We start from the raw sequence: 15,241 nt of genomic DNA on the forward strand, positions 1-15,241 counted from the left end.
TAATAAAAATATGTGGAAATTAGATACTTAGAGCACAAAAAATTGTACCTTTGCCCCCGAAAATGAATCATAGAGACCGACAGATACTTCAAATAGCCCTGCCGAGCATCGTCTCGAATATCACCGTACCACTGCTTGGCATGATTGATGTGGCCATCGTAGGTCACATGGGTAGCGCAGCCTATATTGGTGCCGTTGCCGTGGGCTCAATGATATTCAATCTTGTTTACTGGCTGTTCGGTTTTTTACGTATGGGGACGAGTGGCACCACCTCGCAAGCTTTAGGAAGAAGAGACTTTGCCGAGATAACACACTTGTTGGTGCGCTCCATCAGCATTTCATTTGGTATTGCCTTTGGATTGATTATATGCCAGGCACCCCTTAAATGGCTTATGTTCTGGCTTATCAGCCCCACTGCCGACGTCATACCTTTTGCAAGTACCTACTTCAACATTGTCATCTGGGGAGCACCCGCCATGCTTGGACTTTACAGTCTGATGGGTTGGTATATTGGCATGCAGAACACACGCATTCCAATGCTTATATCCATCATGCAGAATGTAGTTAATATCCTGTCAAGTCTCTCGTTGGTTTATGTTTTTGGCATGAAGATGGAGGGGGTGGCATTAGGTACACTCATCGCACAATATAGCGGTTTTATCTTAGCGATAGTGCTACTGCTACGCTATTACCGCCGTATGCTAAAAGCCCAATACTTACGTGGCCCCATCTTTCAGAAGAGCCAAATGCTGAAGTTCTTTCAGATCAATCGCGACATCTTTCTTCGCACGCTCTGCCTCGTAGCAGTCAATCTATTCTTCACCGCAGCAGGCGCCCGCAACGGCGCGATTATATTATCTACCAACGCTGTCATGATGCAGTTATACCTGTTTTTCTCTTATTTCATGGATGGTTTTGCTTATGCCGGTGAGGCTCTTTGCGGAAGAATGTATGGCGCCCGTAACCGCGAAGGCTTCTCAGAAACGCTACGCCGCTTGTTCCGATGGGCCACCGCTGTAACTATGATATTCAGCGCAGTATATATAGTGGCCAGTTTGCCGATTGTAGAAATACTCACCAACGAGCCCGAGGTGATATCAACAGCCCATACTTTCATTTCCTGGGTTTGGCTACTGCCCATATCAGGTGCATTGGCATTCATCTGGGATGGCGTTTTCATTGGCATCACCGCCACGCGCGGAATGCTGGTGTCGTCATTTATCTCCTCCCTACTCTTTTTTATTGTCTATATAGCACTTTCCTCTTACCTCGGCAACCATGCCTTATGGCTTGCTCAGATTATCTATCTGCTGTCAAGAGGCATTATTCAATCTTTTTGGTTTAAGAATCTGATTTATCATACATACAGGTTTTAATTACATTTTTGCAAAGATAAGTATTTTCTTGATAAAATACAAAAATAGTAACAAAAAGAGCAAAAAAAATAGAGAAAAAGATTGTATCTTTGCAGCCGAAAATAAGAAATATAATGATACACAGCCTTAAACATGTTTTCATCGTCTTTGCTGTTATACTCTTTTTCCCAACAACAGCAAAGGGTGAAAGATTTGTGTTTACTACCGCTTGGACTGCTCAGGCAGAGTTTGCTGGCTACTATGTAGCTAAAGAGCTAGGATTTTATGACGAGATGGACTTGGATGTGGTGATACAGCATCCGTCACTAACCAGTTCGGCATTAAACCGCATCAAAAGCGACGAGTGCGATGCTGCTATGTTTTCGATGATGTCGGCCATAGACTTCATATCACAAGGTTTTGCCATAGTCAACATTTTCCAGGACTCCATGAATAGCAGCAATATCCTTGTATCGCGCTGGGGAGCTGACCCCTTGAAGATGAAAGGTCAGCGTGTGGCCATCTTTAATTCAGACCCTAACTACCTAGCGCTGATTATGAGCAAACATGAAGGGATGGACTATGAATGGGTGCGCTTCACCAGCCATATCAATCTGTTTTTATCGGGTGCTGTAGATGCAACCATGGTAGTAAGCTACAATGAATTGTGCCAACTGAAGCAGGCTGGTTTCAACTTGCCTGAACAGGGGATGTACCGTTTTAGCGAGCATAATTACAACATACAGGAGAATGGTATCTATGTAAAACGCCAATATTTTTTAAAGCATCGCAATACGGTCTCTAAGTTTGCCGCAGCCAGCCGCCGTGGTTGGGAATGGGTAGCAGCTCACCCCGACAAGGCACTGGAAATCGTCATGAAGTATGTCAGGAACAACGGTGTACACACCAACCGGATCATGCAGAAGATGATGCTTGAAGAGGTATTGCGCTTGCAGATAGACCAGGATTCAAAACGCCGCGAATTCCGTGTGCGAGCCGACATGGTGCAGAAGGCCAACAAACTCATGCTTGAAGCAGGAATGCTGAAACGCGAAGTAACTTATAAAGAACTGATAGGACTATGATACGGAAACATCCATGGATAACTGCAGGCTTAGGCACAATTCTTCTGATATTATTGTGCCTCTTGTTACGCTATAGTCGTCAGACTATCCAACAGCAGGCCATGAATGAAGCCGTAGAGTCGCTAAGACAAGTGATGGAGGATACAGATCGGCGCATGCATAAGATAGAAGTTGCAGCAGACAGTTTAATTCCACAAATCGAACAACACATCGATCAGCCAGAAAAAATGTTTGCCTATAGCCGCCAATTTGTTAAAGAAAACCCCGATATAAAAGGCTGCAGCATAGCATTCGACCCTCATTTTTTTAAAAACCAGGGCCAATATTTCTCAGCCTACTCGTATGATAACGGCGACAGTATAGCCACCGAACAAGAAGGTAGCGACCGCTATCAGTATTACTGTATGGACTGGTATCTGATACCACGCCTGTTATACCATTCATACTGGGTTGAGCCCTTTGTAGAGCAGAATACAGGTGGAATCATAGTGAGTGATATCATGACTTCATACTGCCAACCCATACAGGGCAGCCCCGACCACACCGTTGGCGTACTCTCTGTTGATATGCCGTTACAATGGTTTACCGACCAGATTTCCAACTATCATCCCATGCCGAAATCTTACTGCATGCTACTGGGATTAGGCGGCACATATATCGTTCACCCCGACAGCACCCGACTGCTATACGAAACCATCTTCACTTCTACACTCGAACATCCCGACACAGCACTCACCTCTCTGGGACGGGCTATGACTAATGGCGAAACAGGCTATAAGTCGCTCATGCTCGACAGCATTCAGAGCCATGTATTCTATATGCCCTTCCGCCAAACAGGATGGAGCATAGCTCTGGTTTGCCCCGACGAGGTGATTCTAAGCAATTACTACACGTTATTCTATTTCGTATTGCCACTTCTATTTATATCCATTATGCTTATACTCATGCCCATCTGGCGCAGCTTATACCGCCGCCGACACTTTGCAGCCGTTTTCCTGACACTGCTCGTATTAACCAGTACTTCGTGCCAAAAGCGACAACCACAAACCTCGGCACAGGCATCGGAACCACAAGAACAGGCAACAAGTAAAGTAACCAATATATTAGCTAACTACGAGGGCGAACGCTGGTTCCAAGTTCTTGACAGTTTAGAAGATGCCGGCGCAGTAGCTACCTGCCAGGCCGACTATCTCCGTGCACGCCATTACGACGACATGGAGCAGGCTCGTTCGGCCCTCATGTTTTATAAGAAGGCTACTGATACCGATAAATTGATGCGAATAGACAAGGCGCAATACTATTACGCTTTCAAGGCCATGAGCACAGCCTACTTGAATAACAATAACATCGACATGGCACTTGAATCTGCCAAAAGAGGCTATGAAGTGGCTAGCAAAGACACCACCATTATCGGACGCGACAACACCAATAATTTTCTCTTGAATATAGGTTTATGCCAATTAAGACTTAGCCATATCGACGAAGCAACGAAAACTTTTGAGCAGGCTCGAAAAGGTGCTGAAGAGCTAGCACATAGCTTCCCCTATAATGCAAGTTGCCAGCAAAGCAGCTTCCTGATAGCCTTGAATATTGCCAACTACTACATGAATCTCAACATGTTTGACCACATAGAACCATGGATCAACATGATGGAGCGCGCCCTACAGCAATATGGCGCCAACAATGTGTCTATGAAAGACTATGCCACCTATCTAGCCATGCTTACTTGCAATAAAGCCATCATGTGGATAAAAACCGGCCATCCGGAAGAAGCCGAAGCTGCCTACCAGAATTATCTGGCAACCGACTATGCCAAGACCCTACGCGGCGTGTATTCTCAGGCCTATTTCCTGCAAACAACCGAGCAATGGGATAAACTACTCAATATCACACTACGCATAGACTCAGCCGAAGTTGCGGCCGGTGTACCCCCTACCCTCGACTATCTCATAGACAGTCCGGCAACCATTTTTAAGGCAATGCTGAAGACAGGTCGCAAAGAAGAGGCACTGGCCAAAGCCGAAGAAATTATCAATCTACTCGACTCGGTAAAAGAATACCAGCATCGCAACGATGCAGAAGAACTGGCTGTTATCTATGAGACAGAACAGAAAGAGCAGCAGATAGCAGCGCAACAAGCCTCGATGAACAGACAACGAATGATAGGCACCGCTATCATCGTATTACTACTCGTCATCTTCTTAGGCATATTGTTTGAGTTCTACCGCCGTCTACGCCGCGCCCATGCCTTGCTGGAGGTGAGCTATAATAAACTGGTGATAGCCAACGCAAAGGCAGAGGAATCATCAAAGATGAAAACCAATTTCATCCGACAGATTTCGCATGAGATACGTACACCACTGAATATCCTGAGCGGCTTTACACAAATTATCACCACACCCGACATGGCTATCAATGAAGCCACACGCAGAGACATCAATCAGAAGATAGTGGATAACACCAATCGTATCACCGGACTGGTAAATAAGATGCTGGAATTGAGCGATGCCAACAGCCAGACAGTCATAGAACGCCAGGATAAAATTCCTGCCGTTCAGATTGCAGCGCAAGCCATTGATGCCAGTTGTGTTTGCCAGGCACCACATCTGGTGTTCGACATGCAGGCTGACGACAAAGAGAGTCAAACCATACTTTCCACCGACGATAAGGCAGCCACCCGGGCACTCACGATGCTACTCGACAATGCATGTAAGTTTACCCGCCCAGCTGAAACAGATACTGACGTAGTCAGCCAACAGCAGCACGTAACGCTCAGCATAAGTCTCAACGAAGGCAACATGCTGTTTACTGTAGAGGATACAGGCATTGGCATCCCTGCGGAAGCAGCAGACCGTATCTTTGACGAGTTTGTACAGTTGGATGAACACTACGACGGCACAGGCATCGGTCTCACAGTGGCACGCTCATTGGCACGCCGATTGGGTGGCGACGTGATACTCGACACCTCTTACAAAGATGGTGCACGCTTTGTGATGTTGCTACCGCTGAACTGATTTTTTCAGATGAGTCCGAAGTGCTGCAATGCTTTGCGAACACCTTCGTCATCAACACTGGTAGTAATGTAGTCGGCCTCTTGCTTCAGCTCTTCTATCGCGTTGCCCATAGCCACACCTATTCCTGCTATACGTATCATCGTGGTATCATTTCCACCATCACCAAAAGCCATGGTGTGTTTCGCATTCAGCCCCAGATGCTGCGCCATAGCCAACACACCCTCACCCTTATCGGCACCCAGTGCAGTCACATCGGTAAAGGCCGGATGCCATCGCCCGGAGGTACAGCCAGGCAACTGCTGCATCATCTGCGCTTCGTAGTCTTTACTGAAAAATGGTGTTATCTGCATGATTCGCTGCTGCAGAACATGCTCTATAGGTTTGGCTTTATCCAGATTCTCTACAGCTAGATGCTGACGGAATATCTCATCCACCTGTCCATGAGGGTCGAGCACAGCCACATCCCGTTCGCCTACCACAATGATACCATACTGCTTCTCAATGGCATCATCAACCAAAAAGCGGGCCTCGTTAGCGGGGATACATTTACAAGCCACCACCTCGTCGCCCACAAAGCAGTAAGCGCCATTTGTAGTCACATAACCATCTATCAGATGATCGATAGCACTAAGGTTAGTAATAATAATAGGTGGACGCCCTGTAGCAATAAATACCTTATGCCCGTTGGCCTTGGCCTGTGTGAGAGCCAGAATAGTAGATGCTGGAATCTGGTGCGTTTCAAAACTCACCAATGTGCCGTCGATATCAAAAAATAATGCGTAATTAGTATTTGTTTCCATTGCTTTGTTATCACTTTTTAGCCCTTAACGCCCGGTGAGTTTGCAGGAGCACACTGAGCAGAATGAGGGCAATGCCAATATAAAAAGAAAAATTAATCTCACGAGCCTCGCCGAAAATCAGAAAGGCCAGCATAATGGTATAGCAAGGCTCAAGGTTGTACGTCAGATTGACGGTAAAAGCCGATAAGCGTTTGAGCGCCTGAATCTGCAGGAGATACATGCCTACCGTACAAAACAGGGCATGACAGAGCATCAACCACAGATTTGTGCCTTCAGGAATAACCACTACAGGCTGCTGACTGGGGAAGAATGTCAGATACACAGGAATTATCATCGACACCAGAACGATGCCACCAGACATCTGATACATCAATACAGTACGACTACGCACATCCACACTGGCTTTCTTGTTGCAGATAGCATAGAGTGCACACACGGCCGATGACACCACGCCAATACCGATACCATAGCGATAGCGGGCATCAAGCGAGAAGATACACAGCACTCCCAGCACGGTAATGAGCGAGAATAGCAGCTCTGTCCACGACAGGCGGCGGTGGTAGATAAGCGGTTCGAAGATGGCCGTAAAGAAACCAACCAGCGAAAAACAAATCACACCGATAGACACGTTTGAGGCTTTAATGCTGCTATAGAACAGTATCCAGTGCAGTCCCAAGAGTGCACCACAACCGCACAGTTGCAAGAACTTGCGCCATCCTACACGAGGCAGACCGGTAAAAACCAGCAGTATAGCACTTGTAAACAGCATGCGATACCACACGATGTCCACCTCATTCAGGGTTATCAGACGTCCGAACAAGCCTGTAAAACCAGCCAACAGCACACTCAGGTGCAGCTGCACAAATCCACGTTTAGTCTCGTCCATCACTCCCAGCACTCTAATTCGTTCTGTATTTCAGGGAACTGACTGCGATGGAACACGGGTTCCTTGATGCCTGCACGTTTCTGCTGGCGATAGTCATCGAGCAAGCGGAACGCGTAGCGGCCCAGTAACACGATGGCTATCAGGTTGCAAGCTGTCAGGAATGCCATGAAGAAATCCACAATATTCCACACCAACTCAAAACTAGCCAGCGCGCCAAACATCACCATCACCCCAGCCGAGCAGATGCGATAGGTGGTCATTACACGGGGATTAGAGGTGATGAATCGAACGTTAGCCTCGCCATAGTAATAGTTACCGATGATACTCGAGAAAGCGAACAGGAAGATGGCAATAGCCACAAACACAGGTCCTGCAGAACCTACCTCACTCTGCAGAGCCGACTGAGTGAGTGCGATACCATTGAGCTCGGGAACAGAGTAAAGACCACTGATCAGGATGATGAATGCGGTGCAAGAACAAACTAGCAAGGTATCGGTGAAAACGCCTAAGGCCTGAATCAATCCCTGCTTCACGGGGTGCGACACAGCAGCCGTTGCAGCCACATTGGGCGCACTACCCTCACCAGCCTCGTTCGAGAATAAACCACGCTTCACACCGTTCATGATAGTTGCACCTATGCCACCACCCGCTATTTGGTGGATGCCGAATGCATCGTCAACAATCACCTTAAACACATGAGGGATATGCTCTATGTTAAGTGCAATAATCACAATGGCCAGACCAACGTAGCCAATAGCCATCACAGGCACCAGCACCGCACTTACATGAGCAATACGCTGTATACCGCCAAAGGCGATGAAAAGCGCCAAGACTGCCAATGCCACGCCCACCCAGACAGGCGACCATCCGAAGGCTTCCTGCAGGGCACCACAAATGGTGTTAGACTGAATAGAATTGTTGGAAAGACCGAACTGGCAGGTAATGAGAATAGCAAAGGTAACTGCCATCCACCGCTGATGCAAACCACGCTGAATATAGTAGGCCGGACCACCAATAAAAGAGTCCTTATGCTTCAGTTTGAACAGCTGGGCCAATGTTGATTCTACAAACGCTGTAGCCGAACCGATGATGGCTATCAGCCACATCCAGAACACTGCACCAGGGCCACCTACGGCGATAGCTGATGCCACACCAGCCAAATTGCCCGTGCCAACGCGAGTGGCCACACTCACAGCAAAGGCCTGAAACGAAGATATATGCTTTCGTTTGGGTTCGCCATCTTTGTTCTTCACCTGGTCGCCCACGGTATCAACAGCCGAATCAGTCAACAGGCGCACCATCTCTCCCACCATACGAAACTGTACGAAGCGCGTCTTGATCGTAAACCACAGTCCACAACCCACAAGAGCAGCTATCAGCACATAGCCCCACACAGCATCGTTTATCTGAGTTATCAATTCGTTCATAAAAAAATACTATTTTGGGCGCAAAGTTACTAATTTTCGGATAAAAATACTACCTTTGCAGCAAAAATAATGAATTCAATAGCATTATGAAACGATTATTACCACATATCGTTGCGTTTTTGGTAGTCTGCATTTGGGGAACCACATTTGTTTATACCAAGCTACTACTGCTGGCTGGTTTTACTGCAGCCCAGATATTCATGCTGCGCTTTGCCATTGCCTATGTGCTGCTACTGGGCTATTGCATTGCTAAAGGCATACGCTGGAGGGCTGATTCCTGGCGCGACGAATTGGTAATGGTTGCATTAGGCATATTTGGTGGCTCGCTATACTTCCTGACAGAGAATACTGCCATGAACTACACCACAACCACCAACACCAGTATCATCGTGAGCATGTGTCCACTCTTCACATCAGCCTTCATCGGCTTATTCTATAAGTCGGAAAGACTGAACCGATGGCAGACAGTAGGTACGCTAATGGCTGCATCAGGCACTATCGCTGTGATTATGAACGGTCATTTTGTGCTGCATCTCTCACCTTTGGGCGACTCGCTGGCTTTCTGTGCCTGCCTATGCTGGGCATTCTACAGTCTGTTTATCACTTCTGTCAAGGACCGCTACAACATTGTGTTTATCACCCGAAAAGTGTTTTTCTACGGATTGCTATCTATGATTCCCTATCTGATAGTACACCCCGAGTTAAACATCCATCTGCTGGAAGGCCATCCCGAATTGGTATGGAATCTGCTGTTCTTGGGCTGCATAGCCTCAATGCTCTGCTTCGTGGCCTGGAACTGGGCTCTCAAGCGCATTGGCTCTATTGTAGCCACCAACTATGCTTATCTAAACCCCGTCACCACCATATTCTTTGCCTGGATGATACTCTCAGAGCATATCACAATATGGTTTATACTGGGCACCATACTCATTCTATCAGGTATGGGTATAGTTGAGAAACTGCGTAAAAAGGAGTAACCTATATGTTGACAGAGAAGACCATGGAGAAGCTGCGAATCCTCGCAGAGTCGGCTAAGTATGATGTATCATGCTCGTCGAGCGGCACTGTGCGCAAAGGCAAGCAAGGCATGGTAGGCTCTACTGTTGGCGGTGTTGGCATCTGCCACTCGTTTGCCGATGATGGTCGATGCATCTCTTTACTCAAAGTGATGCTCACCAACTACTGCATGTACGATTGTGCCTACTGCATCAACCGCCGCTCTAACGATATCAAACGCGCCACACTCTCTGTTTCTGAGCTCGAGGAGATTGTGATGGAGTTCTACCGTCGCAACTATATCGAAGGATTGTTTCTCAGCAGTGGCGTAGTGCGCAATCCGGATTATACGATGGAGCGCCTCACGGCCATTGCACGCGATTTGCGACTGGTTCACCGTTTCAATGGCTATATTCACCTGAAGAGTATTCCTGGTTGTTCGCAGGAGCTACTGAACGAGGCAGGCCGCTATGCCGACCGCATGAGTGTGAACATCGAGATTCCCAAAGAAGAGTCGTTGAAACTCTTGGCACCCGAGAAGGACCATAAAAGCGTGTTCCAGCCCATGCAGATGATACAGCTGGGTGTACTGGAGAATAAGGAAGACCGCAAGAAGTATCGCCATACACCACGATTTGTACCGGCTGGCCAATCCACACAGATGATAGTGGGCGCCACCAAGGAGACCGACCGCGACATTTTGCAGATGTCGTCTAAGCTCTATGGTCAGCCCACCATGCGCCGTGTGTATTATTCTGGCTACGTAAGTGTAAACACCTACGACCCCCGACTGCCCATCCTGAAACAGCCTCCATTGGTGCGTGAGAACCGACTATATCAGGCAGACTGGCTGTTGCGATTCTATCACTTCAAAGTAGAAGAAATCGTGGACGATATGCATACTAACCTCGACCTGGAGGTTGACCCCAAGTTGGCTTGGGCCTTGAGGCACCCAGAGGCTTTCCCTGTGGATATCAATACTGCAGACTACGAGCAGCTACTGCGCGTGCCGGGACTGGGCACAAAGTCGGCTTGGCTCATCGTCAATTCGCGCCGGTTCAACCGCCTCACCTCGTTCGATCTGAAGAAGATGGGTGTTGTGATGAAGAAGGCCAAGTATTTTATCACCTGCAACGAGCTCTCCTCTCAGTTCTCGCAGCCCATTGTGGGTATCAACGAGCTGCATCCTGAGCGCCTGCGCCCATTGCTTATATCAAAGGCCCAACAGAAACGGGCAGCAGACGAAAGACAACTGAAACTGGATTTTGGAGAGTGACAGTTTACACATTTGATGGAACCATGGACGGACTGCTGACAGCGGTGTTTGACGCCTTCAGTCTGAAAGACCAACCAGAGGAGCTTCTGGCTGAGGGAGACGCGCTACCCCTCTTTTGCGACCACACCTATCAGGTATCAACCGACGAGGAGAAAGCTCGCCGCGTGTGGGCTGGGCTGGAGAAAAAACTGTCTCGTGAAGCCATGAAACTGATATCCGTCAGCTGGCTGTCGGAGCTCAGAGAACTCAACAATCCGTTGTTCTCATATATATGTAAAGTGTTTAGGCAGGGCGACATCTCGAGAAACTTTGCCGACCAAGATGTGCTGTCGGTAACCAATATCGCCCGCCGGGTGCTGCATGAGCAACTGCGCATGAAGCAATTCATCCGATTCCAGAAAGCCAAAGATGGAACCTATCTGGCAGTGATAGCCCCCGACCATAATGTGCTACCCATCATCACCGACCATTTTCAGGACCGATTTAATGATCAGCCTTGGCTCATCTATGATGCCAAACGGCATTATGGCTACTTCTACGATGGTAGTAACGATGCCATTCGTATCACTTTCGAGAACGAAACTGCCCTACCATTCGATTTAAGCAACGGCAAGCTTAACGACGATGTCATCAGCAACGATGACCAACTGCTGCAGGACCTCTGGCGCACCTACTTCAAAGCCATCTGCATCAAGGAGCGCATGAATCCACGCAAGCAGCTGAACGACATGCCCCGCCGCTACTGGAAGTACATGACCGAGAAGAACGGCAAGTAAAAACTTAAAAGTTAGGGAAAAAATCCGCAAAAATAGGGATTTTCCCCATTGCTATCTGAATTTTTATTCTCATCTTTGCAACGTTGAACAATTAAAATAGATAAACGTATGAAAGAGAATCGTATTATTGCATCGGCCCTTATAGCACTGGGAATCCTCTGCATGGGAGGGTTTATCAAAGCAGGAATAGACAATTTTGCAAGCAAAGACCGCAAAGTAACAGTAAAGGGATTGGCTGAGCGCGAAGTGCCTGCCGATAAGGTGACATGGAGCATTGGCACCAAGGTGACTGGCAACGACCTGCCCCTGCTCTACGAGAGTATTAACAAGCAGACGGACAAGATTAAGCTGTTCTTAAAACAGAACGGACTTGAGGAGAAGGAGATAACGGTGAACCCACCATCAATCAGCGACCTGGAGGCACGCGAATGGGGCGACAACCAGAAGAACTTCCGCTATATCGTCACCACCACCATCACGGTGGCCACCAACAAAGTGACAGAGGTGAACAAAGCCATCTTCAAACAGGCTGAACTGCTGAAACAGGGTGTAGCCATAGAGAACAGTAATGCTGACTATGAATATGCATCGTTCCAACAGATGAAACCAGAGATGATGGCCGAGGCTATCAAGAATGCCCAAAAAACTGCCGAACAGTTTGCTGAAGCCAGCAAATCAGAACTGGGACAGATACAAACTGCAGGCCAAGGACAGTTTGAAATAGAAGACCGCGACCAGAACACCCCCTATATCAAGAAACTACGCGTAGTGACCACACTGGTCTATTCGCTGAAGGACTGATTAAACATTGATAGAAAAAAAGAGCGCCGCAGACATAGCATCTGCGGCGCTCCTATTATATATAAGGTGAATTCCTTAGTCGGCGAGTTTAGCCTTAATCAGCTCACGGTTCAGGCGAGCGATGTTAGCGATAGTCTCGTTCTTAGGACATACAGCCTCGCAAGCGCGGGTGTTGGTACAGTTACCGAAACCAAGCTCATCCATCTTGGCAACCATGTTCTTCACACGGCGGGCAGCCTCAACCTTACCCTGTGGGAGCAGAGCCAGCTGGCTTACCTTAGATGAAACGAACAGCATGGCAGAACCATTCTTACAAGCTGCTACGCAAGCGCCACAGCCGATGCAAGAAGCGCAGTCCATAGCCTCGTCGGCATCCTCCTTTGGAATGAGGATAGCGTTGGCATCCTGAGCCTGACCTGTGCGGATAGTGGTATAACCACCTGCCTGGATAATCTTATCGAAAGCAGTACGGTCAACCATGCAGTCCTTGATTACAGGGAAAGCAGCTGAACGCCAAGGCTCTACGGTAATCACGTCACCATCGTTAAAGCGACGCATGTAGAGCTGACAAGTGGTAGCGCCACGCTCGGTAAGACCGTGAGGTGTACCATTGATATAGAGTGAGCACATACCGCAGATACCCTCGCGGCAGTCGTGGTCGAATACGAATGGCTCCTTGCCTTCGTTGATGAGCTCCTCGTTCAGGATGTCGAGCATCTCGAGGAACGAGGTATCATCGGGAATATCGTGCATCTCGTGGGTGTCGAAATGACCTGCGTCCTTGGGGCCGTTCTGGCGCCAGAACTTTATAGTAAATGAAATATTCTTAGCCATACCTAATTAATTTTTATAGTTACGTGTCTGTACCTTGATTGCCTCGTACTCCAGTGGCTCCTTTGAGAGCTCAGGCTCTACGCCCTTACCCTTGTACTCCCAGCAACCTACATAGAAGTAGTTCTCATCGTCGCGCTTTGCCTCGCCTTCCTCGGTCTGATACTCCTCGCGGAAGTGACCACCGCAAGACTCATTACGAGAGAGAGCGTCGAAGGCAACGAGCTGACCCATGGTGAAGAAGTCACGCAGGTGGATAGCCTTGTCGAGCTCCACATTGAGCCCCTCCTTAGTGCCAGGAACGAAGAGGTTGGTGTCGAACTCCTTCTCGAGCTCGTGCATCTTCTTCAGACCTTCCTTCAGGCCCTCAGCGGTGCGACCCATACCTACATACTCCCACATGATGTGACCCAGCTCCTTGTGGATAGAGTCAACAGAGCGCTTACCCTTGATGTTGAGCAGACGTGTCAGCTCAGCGTCAACAGCCTTCTCAGCCTCGTCGAACTCAGGACGATCGGTAGAAACCTTACCCCAGATAGACTGGTCGGCCAGATAGTTCTGGATAGTGTAAGGCAGAACGAAGTAACCATCGGCCAGACCCTGCATCAGAGCAGAAGCACCCAGACGGTTAGCACCGTGGTCAGAGAAGTTACACTCACCGATAGCGAACAGACCAGGAATAGTAGTCTGCAGCTCGTAGTCAACCCAGATACCACCCATAGTGTAGTGGATAGCAGGATAGATCATCATTGGCTTGTAGTACTTCACGCCATTGATCTCGTTAGCAACATCGCCAGGGAATACGTCGGTAATCTCCTCGTACATCTCGAACAGGTTACCATAACGCTGCATGATAACATCCAGCCCCAGACGGTTGATAGACTCAGAGAAATCCAAGAATACAGCCAGACCAGTGTTGTTTACGCCGAAGCCCTTGTCGCAACGCTCCTTAGCGGCACGAGAGGCAACGTCACGTGGTACGAGGTTACCGAATGCAGGATAGCGACGCTCCAAATAGTAGTCGCGATCCTCCTCGGGAATCTCCCAACCCTGCTTGGTACCAGCCTGAAGAGCCTTGGCATCCTCGATCTTCTTTGGAACCCAGATACGACCATCGTTACGCAGAGACTCTGACATCAGTGTCAGCTTAGACTGCTTGTCGCCATGAACTGGGATACAGGTGGGGTGAATCTGAACGTAAGAAGGGTTAGCAAAGAAAGCACCCTTACGGTAGCACTGAACAGCGGCTGTACAGTTACATCCCATAGCGTTGGTAGAGAGGAAATAAGTGTTTCCATAACCACCAGTAGCGATTACTACTGCATTGGCAGAGAAACGCTCCAGTTTACCTGTTACGAGGTTCTTGGCAATGATACCACGAGCGCGGCCATCAACGATAACCACATCCTCCATCTCATAACGAGTGTAAAGCTTTACCTTACCAGCATTTACCTGGCAGCTCAGTGAAGAGTAAGCACCCAGCAGCAGCTGCTGACCGGTCTGACCCTTAGCGTAGAATGTACGGCTTACCTGAGCACCACCGAACGAACGGTTGGCCAGCATACCACCATACTCACGAGCAAAGGGAACACCCTGAGCTACGCACTGGTCGATAATATTGTTTGATACCTCAGCCAGACGATATACGTTAGCCTCGCGAGCACGATAGTCACCACCCTTTACGGTATCGTAGAACAGACGATAAACAGAGTCACCATCGTTCTGATAGCACTTAGCGGCGTTGATACCACCCTGAGCAGCGATAGAGTGAGCACGACGAGGAGAGTCCTGAATACACAGGTTGATAACGTTGAAGCCCATCTCACCGAGTGAAGCAGCTGCAGAAGCACCAGCCAAACCGGTACCTACAACAATCACATCGAGCTTCAGCTTATTCTTTGGATTAACCAGTCGCTGATGAGCCTTATATTCCTTCCATTTCTCAGGTACTGGACCTGCAGGAATCTTTGAATCTAATACTTTAGCCATAATGT

12 protein-coding genes are annotated in these 15,241 nt (G+C 48.3%); 7 read left to right on the forward strand and 5 right to left on the reverse strand.

Annotation, left to right across the window (positions count from 1 at the left end; all coding sequences use genetic code 11):
• The first annotated feature begins 62 nt into the window (after positions 1 to 62).
• The 3 genes from T360_RS0107235 (at position 63) to T360_RS0107245 (ending at position 5,454) form a co-directional block, all read left to right on the forward strand.
• Positions 63 to 1,376 (forward strand): MATE family efflux transporter, encoded by a 1,314-nt coding sequence (locus tag T360_RS0107235; protein WP_028912184.1) that lies wholly within the window; start codon positions 63 to 65, stop codon positions 1,374 to 1,376.
• 113 nt (positions 1,377 to 1,489) lie between these two features.
• Entirely contained in the window at positions 1,490 to 2,440 is a 951-nt protein-coding gene (locus tag T360_RS0107240) for an ABC transporter substrate-binding protein (protein ID WP_028912185.1), read from the forward strand.
• Entirely contained in the window at positions 2,437 to 5,454 is a 3,018-nt protein-coding gene (locus T360_RS0107245; protein WP_081772729.1) for an ATP-binding protein, read from the forward strand. Before T360_RS0107240 ends, T360_RS0107245 begins: the two co-directional genes overlap by 4 nt.
• A gap of 5 nt (positions 5,455 to 5,459) precedes the next feature.
• Here T360_RS0107245 and T360_RS0107250 read toward each other — a convergent pair whose 3' ends face one another.
• Genes T360_RS0107250 through T360_RS0107260 form a run of 3 tightly spaced genes read right to left on the reverse strand, consistent with a single transcriptional unit; the run spans position 5,460 to position 8,567 of the window.
• The gene (locus T360_RS0107250) at positions 5,460 to 6,254 is read right to left on the reverse strand and encodes a Cof-type HAD-IIB family hydrolase (protein ID WP_028912187.1); all 795 of its coding nucleotides are present in this window, start codon (positions 6,252 to 6,254) and stop codon (positions 5,460 to 5,462) included.
• 10 nt (positions 6,255 to 6,264) lie between these two features.
• Positions 6,265 to 7,140: a DMT family transporter gene (locus tag T360_RS0107255; protein ID WP_028912188.1), complete on the reverse strand. Its 876-nt coding sequence runs from the start codon at positions 7,138 to 7,140 to the stop codon at positions 6,265 to 6,267.
• Entirely contained in the window at positions 7,140 to 8,567 is a 1,428-nt protein-coding gene (locus T360_RS0107260) for a sodium:alanine symporter family protein (RefSeq protein WP_028912189.1), read from the reverse strand. Before T360_RS0107260 ends, T360_RS0107255 begins: the two co-directional genes overlap by 1 nt.
• Positions 8,568 to 8,653: 86 nt before the next feature.
• Here T360_RS0107260 and T360_RS0107265 point away from each other — a divergent pair, with 86 nt between their 5' ends.
• From T360_RS0107265 to T360_RS0107280, 4 genes are all read left to right on the forward strand, one after another.
• A complete protein-coding gene (locus tag T360_RS0107265; RefSeq protein WP_028912190.1) occupies positions 8,654 to 9,544 on the forward strand; it encodes a DMT family transporter in 891 nt (296 codons plus the stop codon).
• 5 nt (positions 9,545 to 9,549) lie between these two features.
• Positions 9,550 to 10,839 (forward strand): putative DNA modification/repair radical SAM protein, encoded by a 1,290-nt coding sequence (locus T360_RS0107270; RefSeq protein WP_155949420.1) that lies wholly within the window; start codon positions 9,550 to 9,552, stop codon positions 10,837 to 10,839.
• On the forward strand, positions 10,836 to 11,615 hold the full coding sequence (locus tag T360_RS0107275) for a TIGR03915 family putative DNA repair protein (protein ID WP_028912192.1): 780 nt from the start codon (positions 10,836 to 10,838) through the stop codon (positions 11,613 to 11,615). The genes T360_RS0107270 and T360_RS0107275 overlap by 4 nt, the downstream gene beginning before the upstream one ends.
• 108 nt (positions 11,616 to 11,723) lie before the next feature.
• Complete coding sequence (locus tag T360_RS0107280) at positions 11,724 to 12,416, forward strand: SIMPL domain-containing protein (protein ID WP_028912193.1); 693 nt, start codon at positions 11,724 to 11,726, stop codon at positions 12,414 to 12,416.
• Positions 12,417 to 12,491: 75 nt separating this feature from the next.
• On the opposite strand, the gene T360_RS0107285 is transcribed toward T360_RS0107280, so the two are convergent.
• Positions 12,492 to 13,250 carry a succinate dehydrogenase/fumarate reductase iron-sulfur subunit gene (locus tag T360_RS0107285; RefSeq protein ID WP_028912194.1) on the reverse strand — a complete coding sequence of 253 codons (759 nt, stop codon included), beginning with the start codon at positions 13,248 to 13,250 and terminating at the stop codon, positions 12,492 to 12,494.
• A 6-nt stretch (positions 13,251 to 13,256) separates the two neighbouring features.
• On the reverse strand, positions 13,257 to 15,236 hold the full coding sequence (locus T360_RS0107290; protein WP_028912195.1) for a fumarate reductase/succinate dehydrogenase flavoprotein subunit: 1,980 nt from the start codon (positions 15,234 to 15,236) through the stop codon (positions 13,257 to 13,259).
• Positions 15,237 to 15,241: the final 5 nt, after the last annotated feature.

Origin of the sequence: Prevotella sp. MA2016 (assembly GCF_000619825.1) — a bacterium.
Lineage (GTDB): Bacteria > Bacteroidota > Bacteroidia > Bacteroidales > Bacteroidaceae > Prevotella.

Bases quoted from the DNA above. Each gene is read 5' to 3' on its own strand.
- T360_RS0107255 (WP_028912188.1), bottom strand. From the start codon at position 7,140: ATGGACGAGACTAAACGTGGATTTGTGCAGCTGCACCTGAGTGTGCTG.
- T360_RS0107290 (WP_028912195.1), bottom strand. From the start codon at position 15,236: ATGGCTAAAGTATTAGATTCAAAGATTCCTGCAGGTCCAGTACCTGAG.
- T360_RS0107245 (WP_081772729.1), top strand. From the start codon at position 2,437: ATGATACGGAAACATCCATGGATAACTGCAGGCTTAGGCACAATTCTT.
- T360_RS0107240 (WP_028912185.1), top strand. From the start codon at position 1,490: ATGATACACAGCCTTAAACATGTTTTCATCGTCTTTGCTGTTATACTC.
- T360_RS0107250 (WP_028912187.1), bottom strand. From the start codon at position 6,254: ATGGAAACAAATACTAATTACGCATTATTTTTTGATATCGACGGCACA.
- T360_RS0107235 (WP_028912184.1), top strand. From the start codon at position 63: ATGAATCATAGAGACCGACAGATACTTCAAATAGCCCTGCCGAGCATC.
- T360_RS0107285 (WP_028912194.1), bottom strand. From the start codon at position 13,250: ATGGCTAAGAATATTTCATTTACTATAAAGTTCTGGCGCCAGAACGGC.
- T360_RS0107265 (WP_028912190.1), top strand. From the start codon at position 8,654: ATGAAACGATTATTACCACATATCGTTGCGTTTTTGGTAGTCTGCATT.
- T360_RS0107280 (WP_028912193.1), top strand. From the start codon at position 11,724: ATGAAAGAGAATCGTATTATTGCATCGGCCCTTATAGCACTGGGAATC.
- T360_RS0107270 (WP_155949420.1), top strand. From the start codon at position 9,550: ATGTTGACAGAGAAGACCATGGAGAAGCTGCGAATCCTCGCAGAGTCG.
- T360_RS0107260 (WP_028912189.1), bottom strand. From the start codon at position 8,567: ATGAACGAATTGATAACTCAGATAAACGATGCTGTGTGGGGCTATGTG.